This is a genomic window from Streptococcus oralis (assembly GCF_021497885.1).
Taxonomy (GTDB): domain Bacteria; phylum Bacillota; class Bacilli; order Lactobacillales; family Streptococcaceae; genus Streptococcus; species Streptococcus oralis_BQ.
Genome location: NZ_CP046523.1, coordinates 191,148 through 215,414, shown reverse-complemented (window position 1 = coordinate 215,414; position 24,267 = coordinate 191,148). Strand labels below are relative to the sequence as shown.

General features: G+C 43.9%; 13 protein-coding genes, 11 tRNA genes, 3 rRNA genes and 2 pseudogenes. 3 read left to right on the top strand and 26 right to left on the bottom strand.

Going from position 1 to position 24,267, the window contains the following annotated elements; genetic code table 11:
- Window positions 1-330: 330 nt before the first annotated feature.
- Together GOM48_RS01130 and GOM48_RS01125 are read left to right on the top strand one after the other, a co-directional pair.
- The gene (locus GOM48_RS01130; RefSeq protein ID WP_235097827.1) at window positions 331-4,047 is read left to right on the top strand and encodes a pullulanase; all 3,717 of its coding nucleotides are present in this window, start codon (window positions 331-333) and stop codon (window positions 4,045-4,047) included.
- A 311-nt stretch (window positions 4,048-4,358) separates the two neighbouring features.
- Window positions 4,359-5,005, top strand: a pseudogene (locus GOM48_RS01125) (transposase).
- Window positions 5,006-5,080: 75 nt separating this feature from the next.
- Here GOM48_RS01125 and GOM48_RS01120 read toward each other — a convergent pair.
- From GOM48_RS01120 to pbp2a, 19 genes are all read right to left on the bottom strand, one after another.
- Window positions 5,081-5,154, bottom strand: a tRNA-Pro gene (locus tag GOM48_RS01120).
- A gap of 16 nt (window positions 5,155-5,170) precedes the next feature.
- Window positions 5,171-5,244, bottom strand: a tRNA-Arg gene (locus tag GOM48_RS01115).
- Window positions 5,245-5,255: 11 nt separating this feature from the next.
- Window positions 5,256-5,341, bottom strand: a tRNA-Leu gene (locus tag GOM48_RS01110).
- 7 nt (window positions 5,342-5,348) lie between these two features.
- A tRNA-Gly gene (locus tag GOM48_RS01105) sits at window positions 5,349-5,420 on the bottom strand.
- A 21-nt stretch (window positions 5,421-5,441) separates the two neighbouring features.
- Window positions 5,442-5,514 (bottom strand) — tRNA-Thr (locus GOM48_RS01100).
- A 12-nt stretch (window positions 5,515-5,526) separates the two neighbouring features.
- Window positions 5,527-5,608 (bottom strand) — tRNA-Leu (locus tag GOM48_RS01095).
- Window positions 5,609-5,613: 5 nt separating this feature from the next.
- Window positions 5,614-5,686, bottom strand: a tRNA-Lys gene (locus GOM48_RS01090).
- A 22-nt stretch (window positions 5,687-5,708) separates the two neighbouring features.
- Window positions 5,709-5,781 (bottom strand) — tRNA-Asp (locus tag GOM48_RS01085).
- A gap of 4 nt (window positions 5,782-5,785) precedes the next feature.
- Window positions 5,786-5,858: transfer RNA gene (locus tag GOM48_RS01080), tRNA-Val, on the bottom strand.
- A gap of 4 nt (window positions 5,859-5,862) precedes the next feature.
- Window positions 5,863-5,978: ribosomal RNA gene (gene rrf / locus GOM48_RS01075) — 5S ribosomal RNA — on the bottom strand.
- 77 nt (window positions 5,979-6,055) lie between these two features.
- Window positions 6,056-8,957: ribosomal RNA gene (locus tag GOM48_RS01070) — 23S ribosomal RNA — on the bottom strand.
- 121 nt (window positions 8,958-9,078) lie between these two features.
- Window positions 9,079-9,151: transfer RNA gene (locus tag GOM48_RS01065), tRNA-Ala, on the bottom strand.
- Window positions 9,152-9,202: 51 nt separating this feature from the next.
- Window positions 9,203-10,749: ribosomal RNA gene (locus tag GOM48_RS01060) — 16S ribosomal RNA — on the bottom strand.
- The 16S, 23S and 5S rRNA genes sit together here with 11 tRNA genes alongside, the layout of an rRNA operon.
- A gap of 242 nt (window positions 10,750-10,991) precedes the next feature.
- A tRNA-Glu gene (locus GOM48_RS01055) sits at window positions 10,992-11,063 on the bottom strand.
- Between the two features lie 72 nt (window positions 11,064-11,135).
- Window positions 11,136-11,609 (bottom strand): sigma-70 family RNA polymerase sigma factor, encoded by a 474-nt coding sequence (locus GOM48_RS01050; protein WP_235097825.1) that lies wholly within the window; start codon window positions 11,607-11,609, stop codon window positions 11,136-11,138.
- A 120-nt stretch (window positions 11,610-11,729) separates the two neighbouring features.
- Window positions 11,730-12,266 carry a transcription termination/antitermination protein NusG gene (gene nusG / locus GOM48_RS01045; protein WP_000376732.1) on the bottom strand — a complete coding sequence of 179 codons (537 nt, stop codon included), beginning with the start codon at window positions 12,264-12,266 and terminating at the stop codon, window positions 11,730-11,732.
- Window positions 12,267-12,318: 52 nt separating this feature from the next.
- Window positions 12,319-12,495 carry a preprotein translocase subunit SecE gene (gene secE, locus GOM48_RS01040; protein WP_000505776.1) on the bottom strand — a complete coding sequence of 59 codons (177 nt, stop codon included), beginning with the start codon at window positions 12,493-12,495 and terminating at the stop codon, window positions 12,319-12,321.
- A 9-nt stretch (window positions 12,496-12,504) separates the two neighbouring features.
- Window positions 12,505-12,657: a 50S ribosomal protein L33 gene (rpmG, locus tag GOM48_RS01035; RefSeq protein WP_001809375.1), complete on the bottom strand. Its 153-nt coding sequence runs from the start codon at window positions 12,655-12,657 to the stop codon at window positions 12,505-12,507.
- A gap of 52 nt (window positions 12,658-12,709) precedes the next feature.
- Window positions 12,710-14,905, bottom strand: coding sequence for a penicillin-binding protein PBP2A (gene pbp2a, locus GOM48_RS01030; RefSeq protein ID WP_235097823.1), 2,196 nt, complete (start codon window positions 14,903-14,905; stop codon window positions 12,710-12,712).
- A gap of 86 nt (window positions 14,906-14,991) precedes the next feature.
- Between pbp2a and GOM48_RS01025 the strand changes: the two genes are divergently transcribed.
- Window positions 14,992-15,867, top strand: a complete 876-nt coding sequence (locus GOM48_RS01025) for an RluA family pseudouridine synthase (protein ID WP_223329166.1) — start codon at window positions 14,992-14,994, stop codon at window positions 15,865-15,867.
- 66 nt (window positions 15,868-15,933) lie between these two features.
- Here GOM48_RS01025 and gap read toward each other — a convergent pair whose 3' ends face one another.
- The 7 genes and pseudogenes from gap to GOM48_RS00990 form a co-directional block, all read right to left on the bottom strand.
- Complete coding sequence (gene gap, locus GOM48_RS01020; protein ID WP_000260669.1) at window positions 15,934-16,944, bottom strand: type I glyceraldehyde-3-phosphate dehydrogenase; 1,011 nt, start codon at window positions 16,942-16,944, stop codon at window positions 15,934-15,936.
- A 298-nt stretch (window positions 16,945-17,242) separates the two neighbouring features.
- Window positions 17,243-19,895 (bottom strand): annotated as a pseudogene (gene adhE, locus GOM48_RS01015) (bifunctional acetaldehyde-CoA/alcohol dehydrogenase).
- A 295-nt stretch (window positions 19,896-20,190) separates the two neighbouring features.
- Complete coding sequence (locus GOM48_RS01010) at window positions 20,191-20,604, bottom strand: MORN repeat-containing protein (RefSeq protein ID WP_084975641.1); 414 nt, start codon at window positions 20,602-20,604, stop codon at window positions 20,191-20,193.
- Entirely contained in the window at window positions 20,591-21,034 is a 444-nt protein-coding gene (locus GOM48_RS01005) for a low molecular weight protein-tyrosine-phosphatase (RefSeq protein ID WP_235097821.1), read from the bottom strand. The genes GOM48_RS01010 and GOM48_RS01005 overlap by 14 nt, the downstream gene beginning before the upstream one ends.
- A 48-nt stretch (window positions 21,035-21,082) precedes the next feature.
- A complete protein-coding gene (gene yajC, locus GOM48_RS01000) occupies window positions 21,083-21,403 on the bottom strand; it encodes a preprotein translocase subunit YajC (protein WP_235097819.1) in 321 nt (106 codons plus the stop codon).
- A 118-nt stretch (window positions 21,404-21,521) separates the two neighbouring features.
- A complete protein-coding gene (gene tkt, locus GOM48_RS00995; protein WP_235097817.1) occupies window positions 21,522-23,498 on the bottom strand; it encodes a transketolase in 1,977 nt (658 codons plus the stop codon).
- Between the two features lie 118 nt (window positions 23,499-23,616).
- Window positions 23,617-24,240 carry a ribonuclease P gene (locus GOM48_RS00990; RefSeq protein ID WP_235097814.1) on the bottom strand — a complete coding sequence of 208 codons (624 nt, stop codon included), beginning with the start codon at window positions 24,238-24,240 and terminating at the stop codon, window positions 23,617-23,619.
- Between the last annotated feature and the right edge of the window lie 27 nt (window positions 24,241-24,267).

Here is a 24,267-nt window from a genome sequence, read left to right as displayed (position 1 = left end):
TTAAATCTTTGTTACAAGCACTCGAAAACCTGAAAAAAAGCACAAAAAGAGCAGCTAAATCTGACTTTTTCAGAAGATTTAACTGCTGTGAGTCTTGTCTGGACAATATTTCAGACAAAACCTACGACAAATGATTATTCATATTATACCTTATTTAGCTAGATTTTTCAAGATTTTTTTACTATTTTTTAAACAATCTTTTCCTATATATTATTTTAAAATTTCAAGAGAATGAAGCATTATATTTTCTCTCAAAAACTAGGAAAACGCTTGCACTAATGTTTACCTCGTGCTATACTGATAAGGAACAACTACACAAGGAGAATTGTGATGAAAAAGATCCCATCTCAAACTGAGAAAAAAATGATTTATGGTATCCGTTCCTTGAAGAACGGAACTGGTTCTGTCCTTATTGGTGCCAGCATTATCCTGCTTTCTGCTGCAATGCCAACTATTTCGGCTAACGAAAACCTGCCTCAAACTCAGGAAAATACCAGCGCTGTGATCAAGGCCCCTACTGAGACTGAAACGAGTCAAACTCAAAAGGAAACGCCTATTTCTGAACAAAAGAATGCAAACGCTTCCCTTGATTCTAAAAAAGAAGCTCCAGCTGTGGAAACTACTACAGCGCCAGAAACACCCAAAACAGAAGATGCTACTACAAGCCAGGCTAACAGCAAGGAAGAGAAAGTAGATAACAGCACTGCAACGCCAAGTTCTGATCAAAAACCACAAGCTGACACATCCTCTGAAGAACCCATCGCAGACAACCACTTCCGTATCCATGTAAAAAAACTCCCTGAAGAGAACAAAGATTCTCAAGGTCTTTGGACTTGGGACGATGTTGAAAAACCATCTGAAAACTGGCCCAATGGAGCCAAGTCCTTCAAGGATGCCAAGCAAGATGACTACGGCTATTATCTAGATATCAAACTCAAAAATGAGCAAGCCAAGAAAGTCAGCTTCCTCATCAACAATACCAAGGGGGATAACCTGACGGGAGACCGTTCTGTAGAGCGCCTCTCTCCAAAAATGAATGAGGCCTGGCTAGATGAAAACTACAAGGTATACAACTACCGCCCTCAACCAGCAGGAACTATTCGTGTCAACTACTACCGCACCGATGGAAACTATGACAAAAAATCTCTCTGGTATTGGGGCGATGTTAAGAATCCAAGCAGTGGAGAATGGCCTGACGGTACGGACTTTACCGCAACTGGAAAATATGGCCGTTACATTGATATCCCACTCAATGAAGCTGCAAGAGAATTTGGATTTTTATTACTAGACGAAAGCAAGAAAGGCGATGATGTGAAAATCAGAAAAGAAGATTATAAATTCACTGATCTAAAAAATCACAGTCAGATTTTCCTCAAAGATGATGACGAAACCATCTACACCAACCCCTACTACGTTCACGATATCCGTATGACTGGTGCCCAACACGTGGCTAAATCTCGTATCGAAAGCAGTTTTTCTACCCTCGTTGGAGCTAAGAAAGACGATATCCTCAAACACTCCAGCATCACTGATTACCAAGGGAATAAAGTAGCTATCACAGACGTGGAAGTGGATGAGGCAGGTAAAAAAGTGACCTACATCGGCGACTTCTCTGACACTCAACACCCTTACACTGTCAGCTACAATTCAGACCGCTTTACCACACGTTCAAGCTGGCGCCTCAAGGATGAGTCCTACAGTTACGATGGTCCACTCGGCGCAACTCTAAAAGAAGATGGCAAGCGTGTTGACCTCACTCTCTGGTCTCCAAGTGCTGATAAGGTTTCTGTCGTTGTCTACGACAAGAAAGACCCTGAAAAAGTAGTCGGAACTGTTGCCCTTGAAAAAAGAGAAAAAGGCACCTGGAAACAAACTCTGGATGCAAACTCAGGTCTCAGTATCAGCAACTACACTGGCTACTACTACCACTACCAAATCGAGCGCCAAGGTAAAACTGTCCTCGTTCTTGACCCTTATGCCAAATCATTAGCGGCTTGGAACAGTGACCTAGCAAAAACAGATGCCGCTCATAAGGTCGCTAAAGCTGCCTTCGTCGATCCATCCAAACTAGGTCCGCAAGACTTGACCTATGGGAAGATTCGCAACTTCAAATCGCGTGAAGATGCGGTCATCTATGAAGCTCATGTTCGTGACTTCACTTCGGATCCTGTCATCGCAAAAGATTTGACCAAGCCATTTGGTACCTTTGAAGCCTTTATCGAAAAACTAGACTATCTCAAAGACTTGGGTGTGACCCACATCCAGCTCCTTCCAGTCTTGTCCTACTACTTTGTCAATGAATTGAAAAACCATGAACGTTTGTCTGCATACGCTTCAAGCAACAGCAACTACAACTGGGGATATGACCCTCAAAACTACTTCTCCTTGACTGGTATGTACTCAAGCGATCCTAAGGATCCAGAAAAACGAATCGCAGAATTTAAAAACCTCATCAACGAAATCCACAAACGTGGCATGGGGGCTATCTTGGACGTGGTCTACAACCATACTGCAAATGTTGACATTTTTGAGGATATTGAGCCAAACTACTATCACTTTATGGACGCAGACGGAACTCCACGTACTAGCTTTGGAGGCGGTCGTTTGGGAACTACCCACTACATGTCTAAACGTGTCTTGGTAGACTCTATTAAGTATCTGGTTGAAACCTACAAAGTAGATGGTTTCCGCTTCGATATGATGGGTGATCACGATGCAGCTTCTATCGAAGAAGCATACAAGGCTGCACGCGCCCTCAATCCAAATCTTATCATGCTAGGTGAAGGCTGGAGAACCTATACTGGCGATGAAAATACGCCTGTACAACCTGCTGACCAAGATTGGATGAAGAAAACAGATACTGTCGCTGTCTTTTCAGACGACATCCGCAACAACCTCAAGTCTGGCTATCCAAACGAAGGCCAGCCTGCCTTTATCACAGGTGGCAAACGCGATATCAATACCATCTTTAAAAATCTCATTGCCCAACCAACTAACTTTGAAGCTGACAGTCCTGGAGATGTTATCCAGTATATCGCAGCCCATGATAACTTGACCCTCTTTGACATCATCGCCCAGTCTATCAAAAAAGACCCAAGCAAGGCTGAGAACTACGCTGAAATCCATCGCCGTTTGCGACTTGGAAATCTCATGGTCTTGACTGCTCAAGGAACTCCGTTTATCCATTCCGGTCAGGAATATGGACGTACCAAACAATTCCTTGATCCAGCCTACAAGACTCCTGTCTCAGAGGATAAGGTTCCAAACAAGTCTCACTTATTGCGTGATAAGGACGGCAAGCCGTTTGTCTATCCTTACTTTATCCATGATTCTTACGACTCTAGTGATGCTGTCAACAAGTTTGATTGGACCAAGGCTACAGATAGCAAAGCATATCCTGAAAATGTCAAGAGCCGTGACTACATGAAAGGTCTGATCGCTCTTCGTCAATCTACAGATGCCTTCCGACTCAAGAGCCTACAAGATATCAAAGAGCGCGTACGACTCATTACTGTCCCAGGCCAAAATGGTGTTGAAAAAGAAGACGTGGTCATCGGCTACCAAATCACTGCCCCAAATGGAGATATCTACGCTGTCTTTGTCAATGCGGATAGTAAGGCTCGCGAATTCAACTTGGGAACTGCCTTTGCTCACTTGAGAAAGGCCGAAGTTCTCGCAGATGAAAACCAAGCAGGACCAGTAGGAATTGCCAATCCTCAAGGTCTCGAATGGACCGAAAAAGGCTTGAAATTAAACGCTCTCACTGCTATCGTTCTCCGCTTGTCTCAAGGTGGTGCCATTGTCGCTCCAGCTGTGGAAGAAAAACCAGAATTTGATTTTCCTAGCTTGAAAGTTGAACCAGAACAAGGCCAAGCTCAAAACCTAGCAGCCAATCCTGAAACTCAAGAAACTGCTGCAGAGGCTCACTCTCAGAACCTCCTTCCAAACACAGGAACTGAGAGCAAATCCCTCCTTGCCCTTGCTGGATTCAGCATCCTTGCCCTTCTTGGACTTGGATGGTTGATAAAAAGCAAGAAAAAGAACTAACACTCAATGAAAGTCAAAGAATAAACTAGAAAGCTAGTCGCAGACTGCTCAAAGCACAGCTTTGAGGTTGTAGCTAAGGCGAAGCTGACCTGGTTTAAAGAGATTTTCGAAGAGTATAACCTAGCCCTCCTATAGAGAAAACACTTCATGATTAGAAAAATCTTCTAGTCATGGGGTGTTGTTTGCAGGCTCTATAATATTTGTAGTGGGTAAATCCCCTATGGATATTATGGAGCCTATTTTGTTGTAGAAAAAAAGTCCCATATGACCTATAATGAAAAGCGACTAAACAACTCATTAGAAAGATTCATATGGAACCATTACATTTTATCATAAAACTACTCGATATTAAAGACCCTAATATCCAGATTCTAGATATCATCAATATGGATACTCACAAGGAAATCACTGAAGAAATATGATTTTCAAAAACCGTCTAAGATTCCTTCCCCTGAAACGACTGGCATGCCTACTAGAATTCTCCTTAAAAACGCCGTTTAAAGTGCTATCATTGCTCAAAAACTAGTTGAAAAAACTTCTATGACCGATATCGCTCACCAGCTTTCCATTTCAACTTCAACCGTCATTCGGAAGCTCAATGACTTTAGTCGACTTCATAAGACTATGTCCTGAGACGAGTACGCCTTTAAAATGAGTTTTATCCGTACAAGGCTTTAAGAATCTCAATATTATCACTGTCCTTGAATGCAGAACACAAGCGATTATTCGAAATCACTTTCAGGCTGTCTTTCAAACCTTTCTCAAGGACAAAGAAAAAATCATTACTGCCCTTGAATCACTCTATTCCAAAGCCAAACTAGAAGCAACTAATCATCTCATAAAACTCATCAAACGCAATATCTTTGGCTTTCGGAACTTTGACAATTTTAAAACTAGAATTCTCGTCGCTTTGAATATCAAAAAGGAGAGGACTGATTTAGTCCTCTCCAGAGTATGACTTTTTGGTAATCCACTACAGTTGACAAATAGCCAAAAAAAGATACTCACTTAAGTATCTTAGTCAATAAATCAATCGGGAAGACAGGATTCGAACCTGCGACACCTTGGTCCCAAACCAAGTACTCTACCAAGCTGAGCTACTTCCCGAGTTAAATAGAAAAAATGCACCCTAGAGGATTCGAACCTCTAACCGCCTGATTCGTAGTCAGGTACTCTATCCAGTTGAGCTAAGGGTGCTCATTATTATATGCCGAGGACCGGGATCGAACCGGTACGATCGTTTCCAATCGCAGGATTTTAAGTCCTGTGCGTCTGCCAGTTCCGCCACCCCGGCCTCTCTAAGCGAACGACGGGATTCGAACCCGCGACCCCCACCTTGGCAAGGTGGTGTTCTACCACTGAACTACGTTCGCATCGACCTCTTCTAGTTCTAATGCCGGCTACATGACTTGAACACGCGACCCTCTGATTACAAATCAGATGCTCTACCAACTGAGCTAAGCCGGCTAATTTCTACTATGCGGGTTAAGGGACTTGAACCCCCACGCCGTTAAGCGCCAGATCCTAAATCTGGTGCGTCTGCCAATTCCGCCAAACCCGCAAATATGACCCGTACTGGGCTCGAACCAGTGACCCATTGATTAAAAGTCAATTGCTCTACCAACTGAGCTAACGAGTCTAAAATAACTTCTGTTATCTTACGGTCCCGACGGGAATCGAACCCGCGATCTTCGCCGTGACAGGGCGACGTGATAACCGCTACACTACGGGACCTATATGGGAGTTAACGGGATCGAACCGCTGACCCTCTGCTTGTAAGGCAGATGCTCTCCCAGCTGAGCTAAACTCCCTAGAGCTAAGCGACTTCCATATCTCACAGGGGGCAACCCCCAACTACTTCCGGCGTTCTAGGGCTTAACTGCTGTGTTCGGCATGGGTACAGGTGTATCTCCTAGGCTATCGTCACTTAACTCTGAGTAATACCTACTCAAAATTGAATATCTATCAAATAATTAGAAAAACCATACGCTAAGTTTTCTCAGTTACTTTGGATAAGTCCTCGAGCTATTAGTATTAGTCCGCTACATGTGTCACCACACTTCCACTTCTAACCTATCTACCTGATCATCTCTCAGGGCTCTTACTGATATATAATCATGGGAAATCTCATCTTGAGGTGGGTTTCACACTTAGATGCTTTCAGCGTTTATCCCGTCCCTACATAGCTACCCAGCGATGCCTTTGGCAAGACAACTGGTACACCAGCGGTAAGTCCACTCTGGTCCTCTCGTACTAGGAGCAGATCCTCTCAAATTTCCTACGCCCGCGACGGATAGGGACCGAACTGTCTCACGACGTTCTGAACCCAGCTCGCGTGCCGCTTTAATGGGCGAACAGCCCAACCCTTGGGACCGACTACAGCCCCAGGATGCGACGAGCCGACATCGAGGTGCCAAACCTCCCCGTCGATGTGAACTCTTGGGGGAGATAAGCCTGTTATCCCCAGGGTAGCTTTTATCCGTTGAGCGATGGCCCTTCCATGCGGAACCACCGGATCACTAAGCCCGACTTTCGTCCCTGCTCGAGTTGTAGCTCTCGCAGTCAAGCTCCCTTATACCTTTACACTCTGCGAATGATTTCCAACCATTCTGAGGGAACCTTTGGGCGCCTCCGTTACCTTTTAGGAGGCGACCGCCCCAGTCAAACTGCCCGTCAGACACTGTCTCCGATAGGGATAACCTATCCGGGTTAGAGTGGCCATAACACAAGGGTAGTATCCCAACAACGTCTCCTTCGAAACTGGCGTCCCGATCTCATAGACTCCTACCTATCCTGTACATGTGGTACAGACACTCAATATCAAACTGCAGTAAAGCTCCATGGGGTCTTTCCGTCCTGTCGCGGGTAACCTGCATCTTCACAGGTACTAAAATTTCACCGAGTCTCTCGTTGAGACAGTGCCCAAATCATTACGCCTTTCGTGCGGGTCGGAACTTACCCGACAAGGAATTTCGCTACCTTAGGACCGTTATAGTTACGGCCGCCGTTTACTGGGGCTTCAATTCATACCTTCGCGTTACCGCTAAGCACTCCTCTTAACCTTCCAGCACCGGGCAGGCGTCACCCCCTATACATCATCTTACGATTTAGCAGAGAGCTGTGTTTTTGATAAACAGTTGCTTGGGCCTATTCACTGCGGCTGACCTAAATCAGCACCCCTTCTCCCGAAGTTACGGGGTCATTTTGCCGAGTTCCTTAACGAGAGTTCTCTCGCTCACCTGAGGCTACTCGCCTCGACTACCTGTGTCGGTTTGCGGTACGGGTAGAGTATGTTTAACGCTAGAAGCTTTTCTTGGCAGTGTGACGTCACTAACTTCGCTACTAAACTTCGCTCCCCATCACAGCTCAATGTTATAGATATAAGCATTTGACTCATATCACACCTCACTGCTTAGACAGACACTTCCATTCGTCTGCTTTAGTTAGCCTACTGCGTCCCTCCATCACTACATACTCTAGTACAGGAATATCAACCTGTTGTCCATCGGATACACCTTTCGGTCTCTCCTTAGGTCCCGACTAACCCAGGGCGGACGAGCCTTCCCCTGGAAACCTTAGTCTTACGGTGGACAGGATTCTCACCTGTCTTTCGCTACTCATACCGGCATTCTCACTTCTATGCGTTCCAGCACTCCTCACGGTACACCTTCATCACACATAGAACGCTCTCCTACCATACCTATAAAGGTATCCACAGCTTCGGTAAATTGTTTTAGCCCCGGTACATTTTCGGCGCAGGGTCACTCGACTAGTGAGCTATTACGCACTCTTTGAATGAATAGCTGCTTCTAAGCTAACATCCTAGTTGTCTGTGCAACCCCACATCCTTTTCCACTTAACAATTATTTTGGGACCTTAGCTGGTGGTCTGGGCTGTTTCCCTTTCGACTACGGATCTTAGCACTCGCAGTCTGACTGCCGACCATAATTCTTTGGCATTCGGAGTTTATCTGAGATTGGTAATCCGGGATGGACCCCTCACCCAAACAGTGCTCTACCTCCAAGAATCTCTAATGTCGACGCTAGCCCTAAAGCTATTTCGGAGAGAACCAGCTATCTCCAAGTTCGTTTGGAATTTCTCCGCTACCCACAAGTCATCCAAGCACTTTTCAACGTGCCCTGGTTCGGTCCTCCAGTGCGTCTTACCGCACCTTCAACCTGCTCATGGGTAGGTCACATGGTTTCGGGTCTACGACATGATACTAATGCGCCCTATTCAGACTCGGTTTCCCTGCGGCTCCGTCTCTTCAACTTAACCTCGCATCATATCGTAACTCGCCGGTTCATTCTACAAAAGGCACGCTCTCACCCATTAACGGGCTCGAACTTGTTGTAGGCACACGGTTTCAGGTTCTATTTCACTCCCCTCCCGGGGTGCTTTTCACCTTTCCCTCACGGTACTGGTTCACTATCGGTCACTAGGGAGTATTTAGGGTTGGGAGATGGTCCTCCCAGATTCCGACGGGATTTCTCGTGTCCCGCCGTACTCAGGATACTGCTAGGTACAAAGACTATTTTAAATACGAGGCTATTACTCTCTTTGGCTGATCTTCCCAAATCATTCTTCTATAATCTTTGAGTCCACATTGCAGTCCTACAACCCCGAAGAGTAAACTCTTCGGTTTGCCCTCCTGCCGTTTCGCTCGCCGCTACTAAGGCAATCGCTTTTGCTTTCTCTTCCTGCAGCTACTTAGATGTTTCAGTTCACTGCGTCTTCCTCCTCATATCCTTAACAGATATGGGTAACAGGTAGTACCTGTTGGGTTCCCCCATTCGGAAATCCCTGGATCATCGCTCACTTACAGCTACCCAAGGCATATCGTCGTTTGTCACGTCCTTCTTCGGCTCCTAGTGCCAAGGCATCCACCGTGCGCCCTTATTAACTTAACCTTATTTTTGACCTTTCAGTCATAAACTCTTTTAATACTACAGCGTTTCGGTTTATTTTCTTGTTACTATTTGATATAGATATTCAATTTTCAATGTGCATTACTTGGTGATCTCTCACCAATGGAGCCTAGCGGGATCGAACCGCTGACCTCCTGCGTGCAAAGCAGGCGCTCTCCCAGCTGAGCTAAGGCCCCACAAGACCTCTCAAGACTAAACAAGACCAATGCGCAGTTCCTTATCCTTAGAAAGGAGGTGATCCAGCCGCACCTTCCGATACGGCTACCTTGTTACGACTTCACCCCAATCATCTATCCCACCTTAGGCGGCTGGCTCCTAAAAGGTTACCTCACCGACTTCGGGTGTTACAAACTCTCGTGGTGTGACGGGCGGTGTGTACAAGGCCCGGGAACGTATTCACCGCGGCGTGCTGATCCGCGATTACTAGCGATTCCGACTTCATGTAGGCGAGTTGCAGCCTACAATCCGAACTGAGACTGGCTTTAAGAGATTAGCTTGCCGTCACCGACTTGCGACTCGTTGTACCAGCCATTGTAGCACGTGTGTAGCCCAGGTCATAAGGGGCATGATGATTTGACGTCATCCCCACCTTCCTCCGGTTTATTACCGGCAGTCTCGCTAGAGTGCCCAACTAAATGATGGCAACTAACAATAGGGGTTGCGCTCGTTGCGGGACTTAACCCAACATCTCACGACACGAGCTGACGACAACCATGCACCACCTGTCACCTCTGTCCCGAAGGAAAACTCTATCTCTAGAGCGGTCAGAGGGATGTCAAGACCTGGTAAGGTTCTTCGCGTTGCTTCGAATTAAACCACATGCTCCACCGCTTGTGCGGGCCCCCGTCAATTCCTTTGAGTTTCAACCTTGCGGTCGTACTCCCCAGGCGGAGTGCTTAATGCGTTAGCTGCGGCACTAAACCCCGGAAAGGGTCTAACACCTAGCACTCATCGTTTACGGCGTGGACTACCAGGGTATCTAATCCTGTTTGCTCCCCACGCTTTCGAGCCTCAGCGTCAGTTACAAGCCAGAGAGCCGCTTTCGCCACCGGTGTTCCTCCATATATCTACGCATTTCACCGCTACACATGGAATTCCACTCTCCCCTCTTGCACTCAAGTTAAACAGTTTCCAAAGCGTACTATGGTTAAGCCACAGCCTTTAACTTCAGACTTATCTAACCGCCTGCGCTCGCTTTACGCCCAATAAATCCGGACAACGCTCGGGACCTACGTATTACCGCGGCTGCTGGCACGTAGTTAGCCGTCCCTTTCTGGTAAGATACCGTCACAGTGTGAACTTTCCACTCTCACACTCGTTCTTCTCTTACAACAGAGCTTTACGATCCGAAAACCTTCTTCACTCACGCGGCGTTGCTCGGTCAGACTTCCGTCCATTGCCGAAGATTCCCTACTGCTGCCTCCCGTAGGAGTCTGGGCCGTGTCTCAGTCCCAGTGTGGCCGATCACCCTCTCAGGTCGGCTATGTATCGTCGCCTTGGTGAGCCGTTACCCCACCAACTAGCTAATACAACGCAGGTCCATCTGGTAGTGATGCAATTGCACCTTTCAAACAGTTATCATGCAATAACTGCTATTATGCGGTATTAGCTATCGTTTCCAATAGTTATCCCCCGCTACCAGGCAGGTTACCTACGCGTTACTCACCCGTTCGCAACTCATCCAGAGAAGCAAGCTCCTCCTTCAGCGTTCTACTTGCATGTATTAGGCACGCCGCCAGCGTTCGTCCTGAGCCAGGATCAAACTCTCATTAAAAGTTTGAGTTCTCACTCATTTCTGTCACTGACAGATTTATTGTTTTTTCATTGTTCAGTACTACAACGTCAGTTGTAGCGCCCTGCACATTGGTTCGTCTTGTTCAGTTTTCAAAGGTCTTTGTCACTCAATCTCTCTCAAGCGACAACTATATTAGTATATCACAGCTGTCGACCTATGTCAACACTTTTTTGAAACTTTTTTGAACTTTTTTCATCAAGTGTTCCATCCGCAACATACCATAGTCCGTACGGGATTCGAACCCGTGTTACCGCCGTGAAAAGGCGGTGTCTTAACCCCTTGACCAACGGACCTTGAGTTTTTCAACTCTTTCTATTATACCTACTTTTTCCTCTTTGTCAAGGACTTTTTTGACTATCTTCAGTTTATCTAAAATCACTCAATACCACTCTTAATTCTCCTAGAAGTGCCTTACGTCCTTTGAAACATTCTCCTCCCATCAGACGTTCTAGTTGTTCTTGTTTTTCTTTCCCCTGACTTGCCTTGTAATTCTTTAGAAGCTCATGAAAGAGATAATAATCATCCAGTCTCAGGCTTTTTTCTCCTAGGCGATGGCTGATTTCGCTCACCTCCTCATAAGGTTCTTTATCGAAACGGCGCTTGTGACTTTCCTGTTTACGGATGTAGTCTAGGATGCGATTGCGGAATTTGGTTTTAAAGCACACATATAATCGGCGACGCTCACCCTCTAGTAACTCTGGATGGTGACTGACCAGCTCATACAGGCACATCATTCCCTCCTGCTCCCAGTCCTCTTTCTCCCACAGATGTAAATGGTATTCTTTGCGGCACTTGTTTACAATCCCTTTACTTTCTTCATACAACTCTTTCAGATTCATAGACCTCTCCTTTCTGCATTTAGTTTAACAAAATGCATCAAGCCTTTGATCTACTTCTCCTCTTCTGTACTTCTCGCTACCTCAACTGCATACAAAAAGAGAGGCATGGCCTCTCTGAGGTTATAATTCTGCAATTTGGTTGAGATTCACTTCTGCAATCGTGTCATTACCAAACATAGAGATAATCATCTTCACTTTGTTGTTATCAATTTCAGTAATTTTACCTGTATAGTCTGCAAAAGCACCATCAATGATGCGGACAGTCTGCCCAACTTCAACATCAATATCAAACTCTTGAACAGTTTGTCCCATTGAAACCAGAATATCACGGATTTCTTGCTCCAATAGTGGAGTTGGTTTTGATCTGTTTCCATGTGAGCCAACGAATCCTGTTACGTTAGGTGTGTTTCGAACGACGAACCATGCTTCATCGGTCATGACCATTTCTACAAGGACATAACCCGGAAAGCGATTCTCTTCAACTTCCTTTTTCTTTCCATTTTTCTCAACTTGCACGGTTTGTGTTGGAATCTCAACGCGTAGAATATTATCCAACATGTTATACGTTTGTGCACGTTGCAATAGATTTTCTTTTACCTTATTTTCATAGCCAGAATAAGTTTGTAGAACAAACCATCCTTTGTCAAAACTATCCATGATATTTCCTTTCATAATAGAAGAAAGCTAGCAGAAGTTCTCCGCTTTTCTTCTAAAAAATGTTAATAAATCGAATCAAACCTGATACAATCAACTGGTCAAAAATATAAATGATGACCACAAAGAAGGCTGTGTATTCCATAATAGAGCGAAAATCTCTCCAGCTTTCTTTGCGAGTCGGCCATGTTGTTTCTTTAAGAAGTTTAAAAATATCCTTAATAAAACCCATCGTTCTCTCCTATCTCGTTTCTCTATGTGTCGTATATTTCCCACAATGTTTACAAAATTTATTTACTTCTAGTCGTGTTGGCTTGGGGTTCCCACTAATTTTGATTGAATAATTTCTTGAACCGCAAACTGCACAAGCTAGGCTTGCTTTTTTTAGTGCCATAACGCCTCCATCTTATCTATTATAACAAGAAACCTAGGCTTTGACAAGCCTCTTAACGAAAGAGATTGACGAAAGAGTCCCAGATTGTCTGGGCTTTTTCTTTTATCTTTGCATCCGAAATCGCACGTCCCGCTTCGTCTACAAGATTTTGAGCTCGGCTACGAATATCTGTTAAAAGATCATCAGATTGTGTGTTGTCGCTATCTCTTGATTGTCTTTTAATGTTTTCTGGCGCAATGCCATTCTGCTTATAAGCATTCTCAACTGTAAAAGTGCTACCTGGAGTGTAAGGCAAAATGGTATTAGCCATACTTCTAAAGACATGGGCTGCTCCATTTGAGGTCGAACCTGCTAGATAATGATTCTCATCTGTTGTTGGGAAGCCGAGCCAATGGCTGATTACAACATCTGGAGTATAACCGATCACCCACTGGTCACTGGTATATTCAGGGTTGAAAACAGCCTCGGTAGTTCCTGTCTTCCCTGCCATGACATAATCTGCTGGCGACGAACTAATTCCTGTACCATTTGTAAAAGTACCCAACATCATACTGGTCATTTTATCAGCTACTGACTTATCTAGCACGCGTTTTTGAGAGTTTGCATGACTCTTGATGACTTGCCCACTGGCATTTTCAATACGAGTGATGAAATGTGCTTCAGGCATTAGACCTCCATTAGCAAAGGCTGCATAGGCTTGCGCCATCTGGAGAGGATTCGTCTCCACACCTCCACCAAGAGCAACTCCAAGAACTCGGTCAACTTTTTCCATATTCAGGCCAAATCTCTCCCCAGCGTCAAAAGCTTTGTCAATACCTAATTCATTTACAGTCGCAACTGCCGGTAGGTTGAGTGATTCTGCCAAGGCCTGATACATAGGTACTTCTGGAGATGTCTTAATACCCGCATAGTTGTCTACTTGATAACTGTCATACTGCATGGTGTGGTTGTCCAGTTGTTTGTTCAGAGCCCATCCGGCTTCCACAGCTGGAGTATAAACCACTAAAGGTTTGATAGTTGAACCCGGGCTACGCTTAGACTGGGTGGCATAGTTAAAATTACGGAATCCTGATTTGTCATCACCAGCTACGCGACCGACAACTCCACGCACCCCACCTGTTTTAGGCTCTAAAGCAACACTACCTGATTCAGCATGCGTTCCGTCTTCTGCTGTTGGAAATAGGGAAGTATTTTCGTAAATAACCTGCATGTTAGCTTGATAGTTTTGATCAAGTTCTGTATAGATTCGATAGCCGTTGTTGACAATCTCTTCTTCTGTGAGATTGTACTTGGATACTGCTTCGTTGACTACTGCGTCAAAATAAGATGGGTAACGATAATCAGAAATTTTACCCTCATACTTATCTTGCAGTTGAGAAGCCATATCTACCCCAGCCGCTTCGGTCTCCTGATTTTTATCAATATAGCCTGCCGCAACCATATTTTGCAAAACAGTATCCCTGCGGTTGGTCGAATCTTCAATGGAATTCAACGGATTATACAACTCTGGCCCCTTGAGCATTCCAGCTAGAGTCGCCGCCTGATTAAGGGTTAATTCTGCAGCGGATACACCAAAATATTTCTTACTTGCATCCTCTACACCCCAGACGCCATTTCCGAAGTAGGCGTTATTGAGATACATAGTAAGGATTTGCTCCTTGCTGTATTTCTTTGTCAATTCTAAGGCCAGGAAAAACTCCTTGGCCTTTCGTTCAACGGTTTGGTCCTGAGACAAATAGGCATTTTTTGCCAACTGTTGAGTGATGGTGGAGCCCCCTCCAGAACGACCCGCTGTGATAATAGCTAGAAAGAAACGACCGTAGTTAATCCCATCATTTTTATAAAAGGAACGGTCCTCTGTCGCGACGACAGCATTTTGCAAGTCTTTGCTGATACCTGCCAGCTCAACATAGGTTCCCTTTTGACCTGATAGGGCCCCCGCCTCTTTTTCTTCGCGGTCAAAAATCAGAGTTCGCGTTTTCAAGGCATTTTGCAAGTCATTGACATTGGTAGACTTGGCTATTGCAAATAGGTAGGTTCCTACGAGCAAACCTGCACTTAACCCTAAAATGATGACGATTTTTGTCAGATGATAACGACGCCAAAATTTCCGAATTGGGCCTACTTGGGACAATTTTTTTCTATCGCTCCGTGAACGACGCATGCTAGTAGAATCAGACTCCGCCGATTCACTCGTTTCTTTTTTAAAGAGAGAAAGGAACTTCTCAAATAATTTATCTAATTTCATGCGTTTATTTTATCATCTTCACCATAGGAACTCAAGAATTTAGCTACTCCCTATCCAAATAGGGCTTTTTTTGTTACAATATCTGTATGCAATTCACATTTACATTACCCGAATCCATGCCTCAAATGACGGTCAAACAATTCCTAGAGGAACAGCTCCTCATTCCTAGGAAGATTCGCCATTTTCTAAGAACCAAGAAGAATATCTTAATCAATCAAAAACAAGTTCACTGGAACGAGATGGTCAAACCAGGTGACGTTTGCCAGTTGACTTTCGACGAGGAAGATTATCCCAAAAAGGAAATCCTTTGGGGCAATCCAGACCTCGTTGAGGAAGTTTATCAAGACCAACATCTCATTATCGTCAACAAACCTGAGGGTATGAAAACCCACGGAAATCAACCTGATGAAATCGCCCTTCTTAACCATGTCTCTGCCTACGTTGGCCAAACCTGCTATGTCGTTCATCGCTTGGACATGGAAACAAGCGGTTTAGTACTTTTTGCTAAAAATCCTTTTATCCTTCCTATTCTCAATCGTTTATTGGAGAAAAAGGAAATCGCTCGTGAATACTGGGCATTCGTAGAGGGGCAAGTAGGGAGCAAAGAACTTATCTTCCGAGATAAAATTGGTCGTGATCGACACGATCGCAGAAAACGAGTAGTAGATTCTAAAAATGGGCAACAGGCTGAAACGCATATCAGTCGATTAAAGCAATTTCCAAACAAGACTTCTCTGGTTCGTTGCAAACTAAAGACCGGTCGAACGCATCAGATTCGTGTTCACCTCTCTTATCACAAGCATCCTATCCTAGGCGATCCTCTCTATAACTCTAGATCAAAAGCAAGCCGGCTAATGCTCCATGCCTTCCGACTATCCTTTACCCATCCACTCACCTTAGAAAAATTGAGTTTCACTGCCCTCTCAGATACTTTTGAAAGAGAATTAAAACAAAATGGATGACACTATCATCTATTTTTCTATACAAAAAAGCAAGACCAGAAGGTCTTGCTTTTATCGACTCAAGAATTATTTAGCGATTTTTGCGAAGTATTCAAGAGTACGTACAAGTTGTGCAGTGTATGACATTTCGTTGTCGTACCATGATACAACTTTAACCAATTGTTTACCATCAACATCAAGAACTTTAGTTTGAGTTGCGTCAAACAATGAACCGTAAGACATACCTACGATATCTGAAGATACGATTGGATCTTCTGTGTAACCGTATGATTCGTTAGCTGCTGCTTTCATAGCTGCGTTTACTTCATCAACAGTAACGTTCTTTTCAAGAACTGCTACCAATTCAGTAACTGATCCAGTTGGAGTTGGAACACGTTGTGCAGATCCGTCAAGTTTACCGTTCAATTCTGGGATTACAAGACCGATAGCTTTAGCAGCACCAGTTGAGTTAGGAACGATGTTTGCAGCACCAGCGCGAGCACGGCGAAGGTCACCACCACGGTGTGGTCCGTCAAGGATCATTTGGTCACCAGTGTAAGCGTGGATAGTTGTCATCAATCCTTCTACAACACCGAAGTTGTCTTGAAGAGCTTTAGCCATTGGAGCCAAGCAGTTTGTAGTACATGAAGCACCTGAGATAACTGTTTCAGTACCGTCAAGAACGTCGTGGTTAGTGTTGAATACAACTGTTTTAACGTCGTTTCCACCAGGAGCAGTGATAACAACTTTTTTAGCTCCGCCAGCGTGCAAGTGTTTTTCAGCCGCTGCTTTCTTAGCAAAGAAACCAGTTGCTTCAAGAACGATTTCTACACCGTCAGTAGCCCAGTCGATTTGTTCTGGATCACGTTCAGCAGAAACACGGATGAATTTACCGTTAACTTCAAATCCACCTTCTTTAACTTCTACAGTACCGTCGAAACGACCTTGAGTTGTGTCGTATTTCAACAAGTGTGCAAGCATAACTGGATCTGTAAGGTCGTTGATGCGAGTAACTTCAACACCTTCTACGTTTTGGATACGGCGGAAAGCAAGACGACCGATACGTCCGAAACCGTTAATACCAACTTTAACTACCATTAGTGATTTCCTCCTTATGAAAATCCTGAAAATTTTATTGTGAAAAGAGTAACTTGAATCACTACAAATCACCTTTCAACATTATTATTATATAACTATTTAAGTAGAATTGCAAGTACGGGCGTTGTTTTTCTCTCTTGCTTTTCTACTTTTCAATCCCCTTCATTCACCCAAGCTTTTATTTCTAGGACCTTCTATCCTATCCGCATAATCTTCTCTTCTCATAGTTCAACTCTAACTTCAGAAATAGGACTATGAAAAGAGACAGGATTACTCCTGCCTCTAGGCTGATAAACGATTATTTACGACGTCCTGGACGTTCTGCATAGCCATAGTAAGCATCTGCCATAATTTCTTCCATGTCGGCTACCATTGGCAAGCGTGGGTTTGCAGGTGAACATTGATCTTCATAAGCAAGCAAGGCGATTTCATGCAAGCTATCTTTCCAAACTTTTTCATCGATTCCAAAGCCTTTGAAGTTCATTGTGATTCCAACTGCTTCACCAAGATCGTAAACTGCTTTGGCATAAGCTTCAACTGCTTCTTCTGGAGTTGAGTGAGGCAATCCAAGCATTTTCGCGATGTCTTGGAATTTTTCATCAGCTTTCCAGTAGTTGTACTTAGGCCACGTAGTCGTCTTAGATGGACGAGTTCCGTTGTAACGGATAACGTATGGAAGCAAGATTGCATTTGTACGTCCGTGAACAGTATGGTGAACTCCACCGATCTTGTGGGCCATTGAGTGGCTCATACCAAGGAAGGCATTGGCGAAGGCCATACCAGCCATTGTAGATGCATTATGCATTTTTTCGCGAGCTTCTGGGTCAGCTGTCTTAACAGATTTTTCCAACCATTCAAAGACAAGCTTGATAGTTTGAAGCGCAATACCGTCTGTGTAGTCGTTAGCGAAGTTTGAAGTGTAGGCTTCAGTCGCGTGAGTCAAGACATCCATACCTGTATCAGCAGCGATGAAGTCTGGAACGGATTCAACCAAAGCAGGGTCAACAATGGCAATAGTTGGTGTCAATGAGTAGTCAGCCAATGGGTATTTACGGTTGTTTTTCTTATCAGAGATAACGGCAAATGGTGTTACTTCTGAACCTGTACCAGAAGTTGTTGGGATACCGATGTACTTCGCTTTCTTACCAAGTGATGGGAAGCGGAAGGCACGTTTACGGATGTCCATGAATTTTTGAACCAAGTCACGGAAGTCGATTTCTGGTTGTTCGTAGAAGAGCCACATTACTTTGGCTGCGTCCATTGGAGAACCACCACCAAGAGCGATAATTGTATCTGGTTCAAATGCTTTCATCACTTCAGCACCACGTTCTACAGTTGTGATGTCTGGATCTGGTTCAACATCTGAGAATACTTGGATCGTTACACGGTTGTTACGTGCGTTCAATTGATCGATAACACGTTGAACAAAACCAAGTTTTTCGATAGATTTGTCTGTAACGATCATAACGCGTTCAATATCTTCACAAGTTTGAAGGTATTGGATAGAATTGCGTTCGAAGTAAATTTTTGAAGGAACCTTAAACCATTGCATATTATTTCTACGTTTCCCTACTTTCTTGATGTTTAGAAGGTTAATAGCGCTCACGTTATCACCAACTGAGTTGCGTCCGTATGAACCACATCCAAGTGTCAATGATGGGATGAAGGCATTGTATACGTCACCGATACCACCGAAAGTAGATGGAGAGTTCCAGATAATACGCATTGCTTTGATTTCTGTACCAAAGCGTTTAGCAAGTGCTTCGTCTTTTGTATGGATAGCTGCTGAGTGACCAAGTCCGTTAAACTCAACCATTTGACGAGCTTTTTTAAGACCGTCTTCTGTATCCTCAGCTTTCAATACAGCGATTACTGGTGACAATTTTTCACGAGTCAATGGTTCTTTTGGTCCTACTTCTGCACATTCTGCAGCCAAGATGTTTGTTCCTTCTGGAACGCTGAATCCTGCTTGTTCTGCAATCCATGCTGCTGGTTTACCAACGATGTTTGCATTTAGTTTGGCGCCTGCACAGTTTTTGCTGTTGGCTTTCACGCCGAAACAGAATTCTTCAAGAAGGGCTTTTTCTTTTTTGTTTACAAAGTAAGTGTGGTATGATTTGAATTCTTCTACAAATTCGTCATAGACTTCTTTATCAATGATAACCGCTTACTCTGATGCACAGACCATACCATTGTCAAATGATTTAGACATGACGATATCATGGGCAGCTTGACGGAGGTCAGCAGATTTTTCTACATAAGCAGGAACGTTTCCGGCACCTACCCCAAGAGCTGGTTTCCCACATGAGTAAGCCGCCTTAACCATAGCATTACCACCAGTTGCAAGGATAGTTGCAACACCTTCGTGGTTCATAAGCGCTCCAGTTGCTTCCATAGATGGTTCTGTAATCCATTGAACACAGTTTTCAGGTGCTCCAGCCGCGATAGCTGCATCACGAACGATTTGTGCTGCGTGAGCAGAAGATTCTTGAGCTGATGGGTGGAAAGCAAACACGATTGGATTACGTGTTTTCAAAGCAATCAATGATTTGAAAATAGCTGTTGATGTTGGGTTCGTTGTTGGAGTGACACCACACACTACACCGACAGGTTCTGCAATTTTAGTCAAGCCTGTAACTGGATCATCTTCGATAACTCCAACAGTTTTAACACCACGCATATTATTCACAACGTGCTCACAGGCAAAAAGGTTTTTTTGTAGCCTTGTCTTCAAATACACCACGACCAGTTTCTTCAACTGCATGTTGTGCAAGGATACCGTGCGCATCAAGAGCTGCAACTGAAGCTTTCGCTACGATGTAGTCAACTTGCTCTTGATTCAACTTGCGCATTTCATCAAGCGCAACCAAGGCTTTTTTCACTAACCCGTCGACATGCTTTTCAGCAGAGAGTTGTTTTTCCTCAGGTGTTAACGTTTTTTTATCAGCCATATTGTCCTCCATAGCCTTCAAGGATTTAATCCTTTGTTAATTTTTTCACAATTTTATTATAACTCTTTTTCAAGACTTTGTAAACCGTTTCATAAGCATTTCACAAAGAAATTTTATGAGATTGTGATTTTTTTCTCAATACACCAGCACAATAGAGTTTTGTCTGGATGATTGTGAAATTATGAAAAATATTTTTTTATTTCACAAAGTTTTTCTATTTGATAGTTATTTCTCGAATCCAAGCGCGGAAAGCGCTTTCTTTTTCGCTTTTGAGAATAGTCCCCTAATCTGGAGACTATTGTTTTTGTTGAAAAACGCCTTGTTTAAAGCTTCCTTCATAGACAACCTCTTGCTCGGTAGTCAATTTTCCTTGACCTTCGGCCTGGCCATTTACAAAATCACCTTCGTATTTCCACCCAGCTTTTGATTGGAAAGTCCCTTTTCCATTAAAGGCCCCATTGTTGAACTCACCTGTGTATTGATCACCATTTTCAAAGGTCAGGGTTCCTTGACCATTCATCTTTCCTCTTACCACGGTTCCATCATAAACAAGTGCACCATTATCAAGTGTCAGAACACCCTGTTTAGGTGTGTTTAATAGAAAAACTGACACGGCACAGATAGCGATTAGAAAGACTGTTGCAATCTCTATACGCGGGCGAGTTAGATAAACTCGATATTTTTCAAAGATTTCTTTAAACTTTTCCATTGTCACTCTCATTTTCTAATCGATCTAGCCAGCTTTGACATCCACTTGTGATACGAGCATAGGTTTCCTCAAAATCTCCTGTATACCAAGGATCTGGAACACTTTCAGATGCAAAAGAGTAGATTTTATGCTGGAATTCCTGAGGACACATTTGACGCAAATCAGAAACATTTGAAGCATCCATACCGATAATATAATCAAATGACTCAAAATCTTCTCTACGAATCTGGAGTGATGTTTTGTCTTTGTCATAAGGAATCTGATATTGCTGGAAAATCCCTTGCGTTCCCTTATGAATCGGATTGCCATGTTCCCATGATGACGTGGCACGACTCTCAACCTGATAATCGCTCGTCATGGATTTCATTACAAACTCTGCCATGGGGCTACGGCAGATGTTCCCTAAGCACACAAATACTATTTTTTTCATCCCTTTTCCTCTCATCTCATAGAAAAACGGGAGTGATAGGATCCCGTTTTATTCTTCGATTGCTCCACTTTCATCGATAACTGCTCCTTCTGGTGTAACAGCTTCTTTGAGTGGCAACACTGTCTTGATAGCAGCTAATTCAAAAGTCAAATAAACGCCATCTACGTCCAATACGATTGTTCGTTTCTCAGTATCTACTTCATCCACTGTTCCGTAGAGTCCACCGATTGTGATCACTTCATAGCCTTTTTGAAGCTTGTTCAAGCTTTCCATACGCTTTTGAGCTTGTTTCTTTTGAGAACGTTGCATAAAGAACATCAAGGCCATCATCCCTACAAGCATGACAAAAAAAGTAATATTTGGATTCATTGTTTTCTCCTTTGTATTTTACATAGGACTACTATATCAAATTTCAACTACTTTTACAAGGTTGTGCCTTGTTTTTATGCCAATAAAAAAATCAGAGTTTTCACTCTGATTTCTGCAATTATTTCAAGTTTTGAACGACTTTGACTAGATTTTCAACTGTAAATCCGTACTCTGCCAATACTTTTGGTGCTGGGGCAGATGCTCCAAAGGTATCAATACCGAGAACGGCACCATCAAGACCAACATACTTGTACCAGTTTTGAGTTGCCCCCATTTCGACTGCAACACGACGGCGAACTGCATTTGGAAGGATTTCTTCCTTGTAAGCTGCATCTTGTGCGTCAAAGACATCTGTAGATGGCATGCTGACTACACGGACTTTGGCACCTTGGCTAGCCAATTCTTTGGCAGCTGCGACAGCCAAATTCACCTCTGAACCAGTTGCAATCAAGATAGTATCAAAGTCCGCTGCATTTTCATAGACAACATAGGCACCTTTTGCCACTTTGTCAAAGTCTGTCCCTTCTTCAACAGTCAAGTTTTGACGTGTCAAGACAAGGACAGTTGGTGTTTTCTCACTTGTCACTGCAAGGTACCAAGCTGCTTGAGTTTCACGAGCATCTGCTGGGCGGAAAACATTCAGATTTGGCATAGCACGGAGACCAGCTAAGTGTTCAACTGGTTCGTGAGTTGGACCATCTTCGCCAACCGCAATAGAGTCATGGGTGAAGACATAAGTCACAGGAAGTCCTTGCAAGGCTGACAAGCGGACAGCTGCTTTCACATAGTCAGAGAAGACGAAGAAAGTACCACCATATACACGAAGTCCACCGTGAAGGGCCATCCCGTTCAAGATCGTTCCCATTGCAAATTCACGAACACCAAACTGAATGTTGCGGTTCAAGCGATTGGCATCGTCTTGAAGTCCGTCCGTTTTGATATAAGTCATGTTTGAGTGAGCAAGGTCAGCTGAACCTCCTAAGAAGGTTGGCAACTTAGTCGCTACAACGTTTAAGGCATCCTGACTCGAGTTACGAGTTGCTTGAGAGGAGCCATTTTCTAATGCTGGAAAGTCTGCCGGAGTCACTTCAACTGGATCGCGTCCGTCAATGATTGCTTCTACTTCTGCTGCAAGTTCTGGATAAGCTTCTTTATAATCAGCGACTAGTTTTGTCCATGCTTCATAGGCTGATGCGCCACGGTCTGCAACATTTTCTTTGAAATCAGCATAAACTTCAGCTGGGATTTCAAATGGTTCATAGTCCCAACCAAGAGCTTGGCGAGTAGCCGCAGTTTCATCTGCTCCAAGAGGAGCACCGTGTACCGCATTAGTTCCTTGTTTGTTTGGAGAACCGTATCCAATCACAGTCTTCACTTCAATCAAAGATGGTTTTCCTGAAGCTTTGGCCGCTTCGATAGCCGCATGAATTGCTTCCAAGTCCGTTCCATCTTCAACCAAGGCAGTATGCCAACCGTAGGCATTGTAACGATCACGAACACTTTCTGTAAAGGAATCCTTTGTCTCACCATCCAAGTTGATGTCATTTGAATCATACAGAACAACCAACTTGTCGAGTTTTTGCAAGCCTGCGTATGAAGCTGCCTCACTTGAGACACCTTCCATCAAGTCTCCGTCACCACAGATCACATAAGTATAGTGGTCAAAGATATTGAAGCCTTCACGGTTATATTTTGCTGCAAGGAAACGTTCTGCTTGGGCAAAACCAGTGGCAGTCGAAACCCCTTGTCCTAGAGGACCAGTTGTCGCATCAACCCCTGCTGTATGCCCAAATTCTGGGTGACCTGGTGTTTTAGAACCCCATTGGCGGAAGTTCTTGACTTCATCCATGCTGACATCTTCAAAACCAGAAAGGTGAAGAAGGGCATAGAGAAGCATAGAGCCGTGTCCTGCTGAAAGAATAAAGCGATCGCGGTTGATCCAGTTTGGTTGAGCTGGATTGATACGAAGTTGCTTTGTAAAGAGGCTATAGGCCATAGGAGCAGCCCCCATAACCACCCCTGGGTGACCTGAGTTTGCTTTGTTGATGGCGTCAATACCTAGAAAACGAATTGCATTAACAGATAGATTTGACATAGAATTTCCTTTCTCTTTGAGGTGATTAATGAATCACACATCCTATTTTACTATTATATGAAAAAATGCATAGAATAGCAATAAAACAATTTGAGCTCCTCTAGTACATTTGATTTGTCTATCCTCTCGTCACCTCATAGTAAGGAAGTAGGAGAGTATAAGCGTCTTCTAGTTTCTCCAATATCGCTTCTACTGACTGATTTTCAATGAGGGAAACATCTGACTTAACCAACACTTTTCGGACTTCCTGACTTCTCACCTTCTCGCATAAAGTACGACGGTTCCCCTCAGTAGCCTCCACCTTATGACTTTCTCCATTTGAATAGACTAGATAATACATTCCTTCAACCACTGGAAGCTCTAAAATCTTGGCTTGCTTGTCTAAAGTCTGTTCGTCTTTCTTACGTTCGATGAAACTAACTTCTAGTGAAACACCAAAATCAGAAGAAGCTCCATATAAGCGCAGAGCTAACATAGGTTCTGATACCTTTCCCTCTCTCTGTAGATAGGCCCAAAAATGTGGTCGTAAGCGCTGCGCTTGGTTCATCCACTGACTAGTCTGTTGCAGTTTCCATTCTGGATGCTTAGCTTGAAAAGTTTTAGCCAATTCTGTAAAAGACTTCCGAGCCTCTTGACCTTTTTTCCGTAATTCCAGCATTTTTTCTCGTTCATCTCCAGCTTTATCTGGATTACGGTACTGGATTTCTGCGTAAGATAGATAGTTTCTGATTGCTTCCAACATTCGTCTCTTCTCCCTTTTTCTAACAAA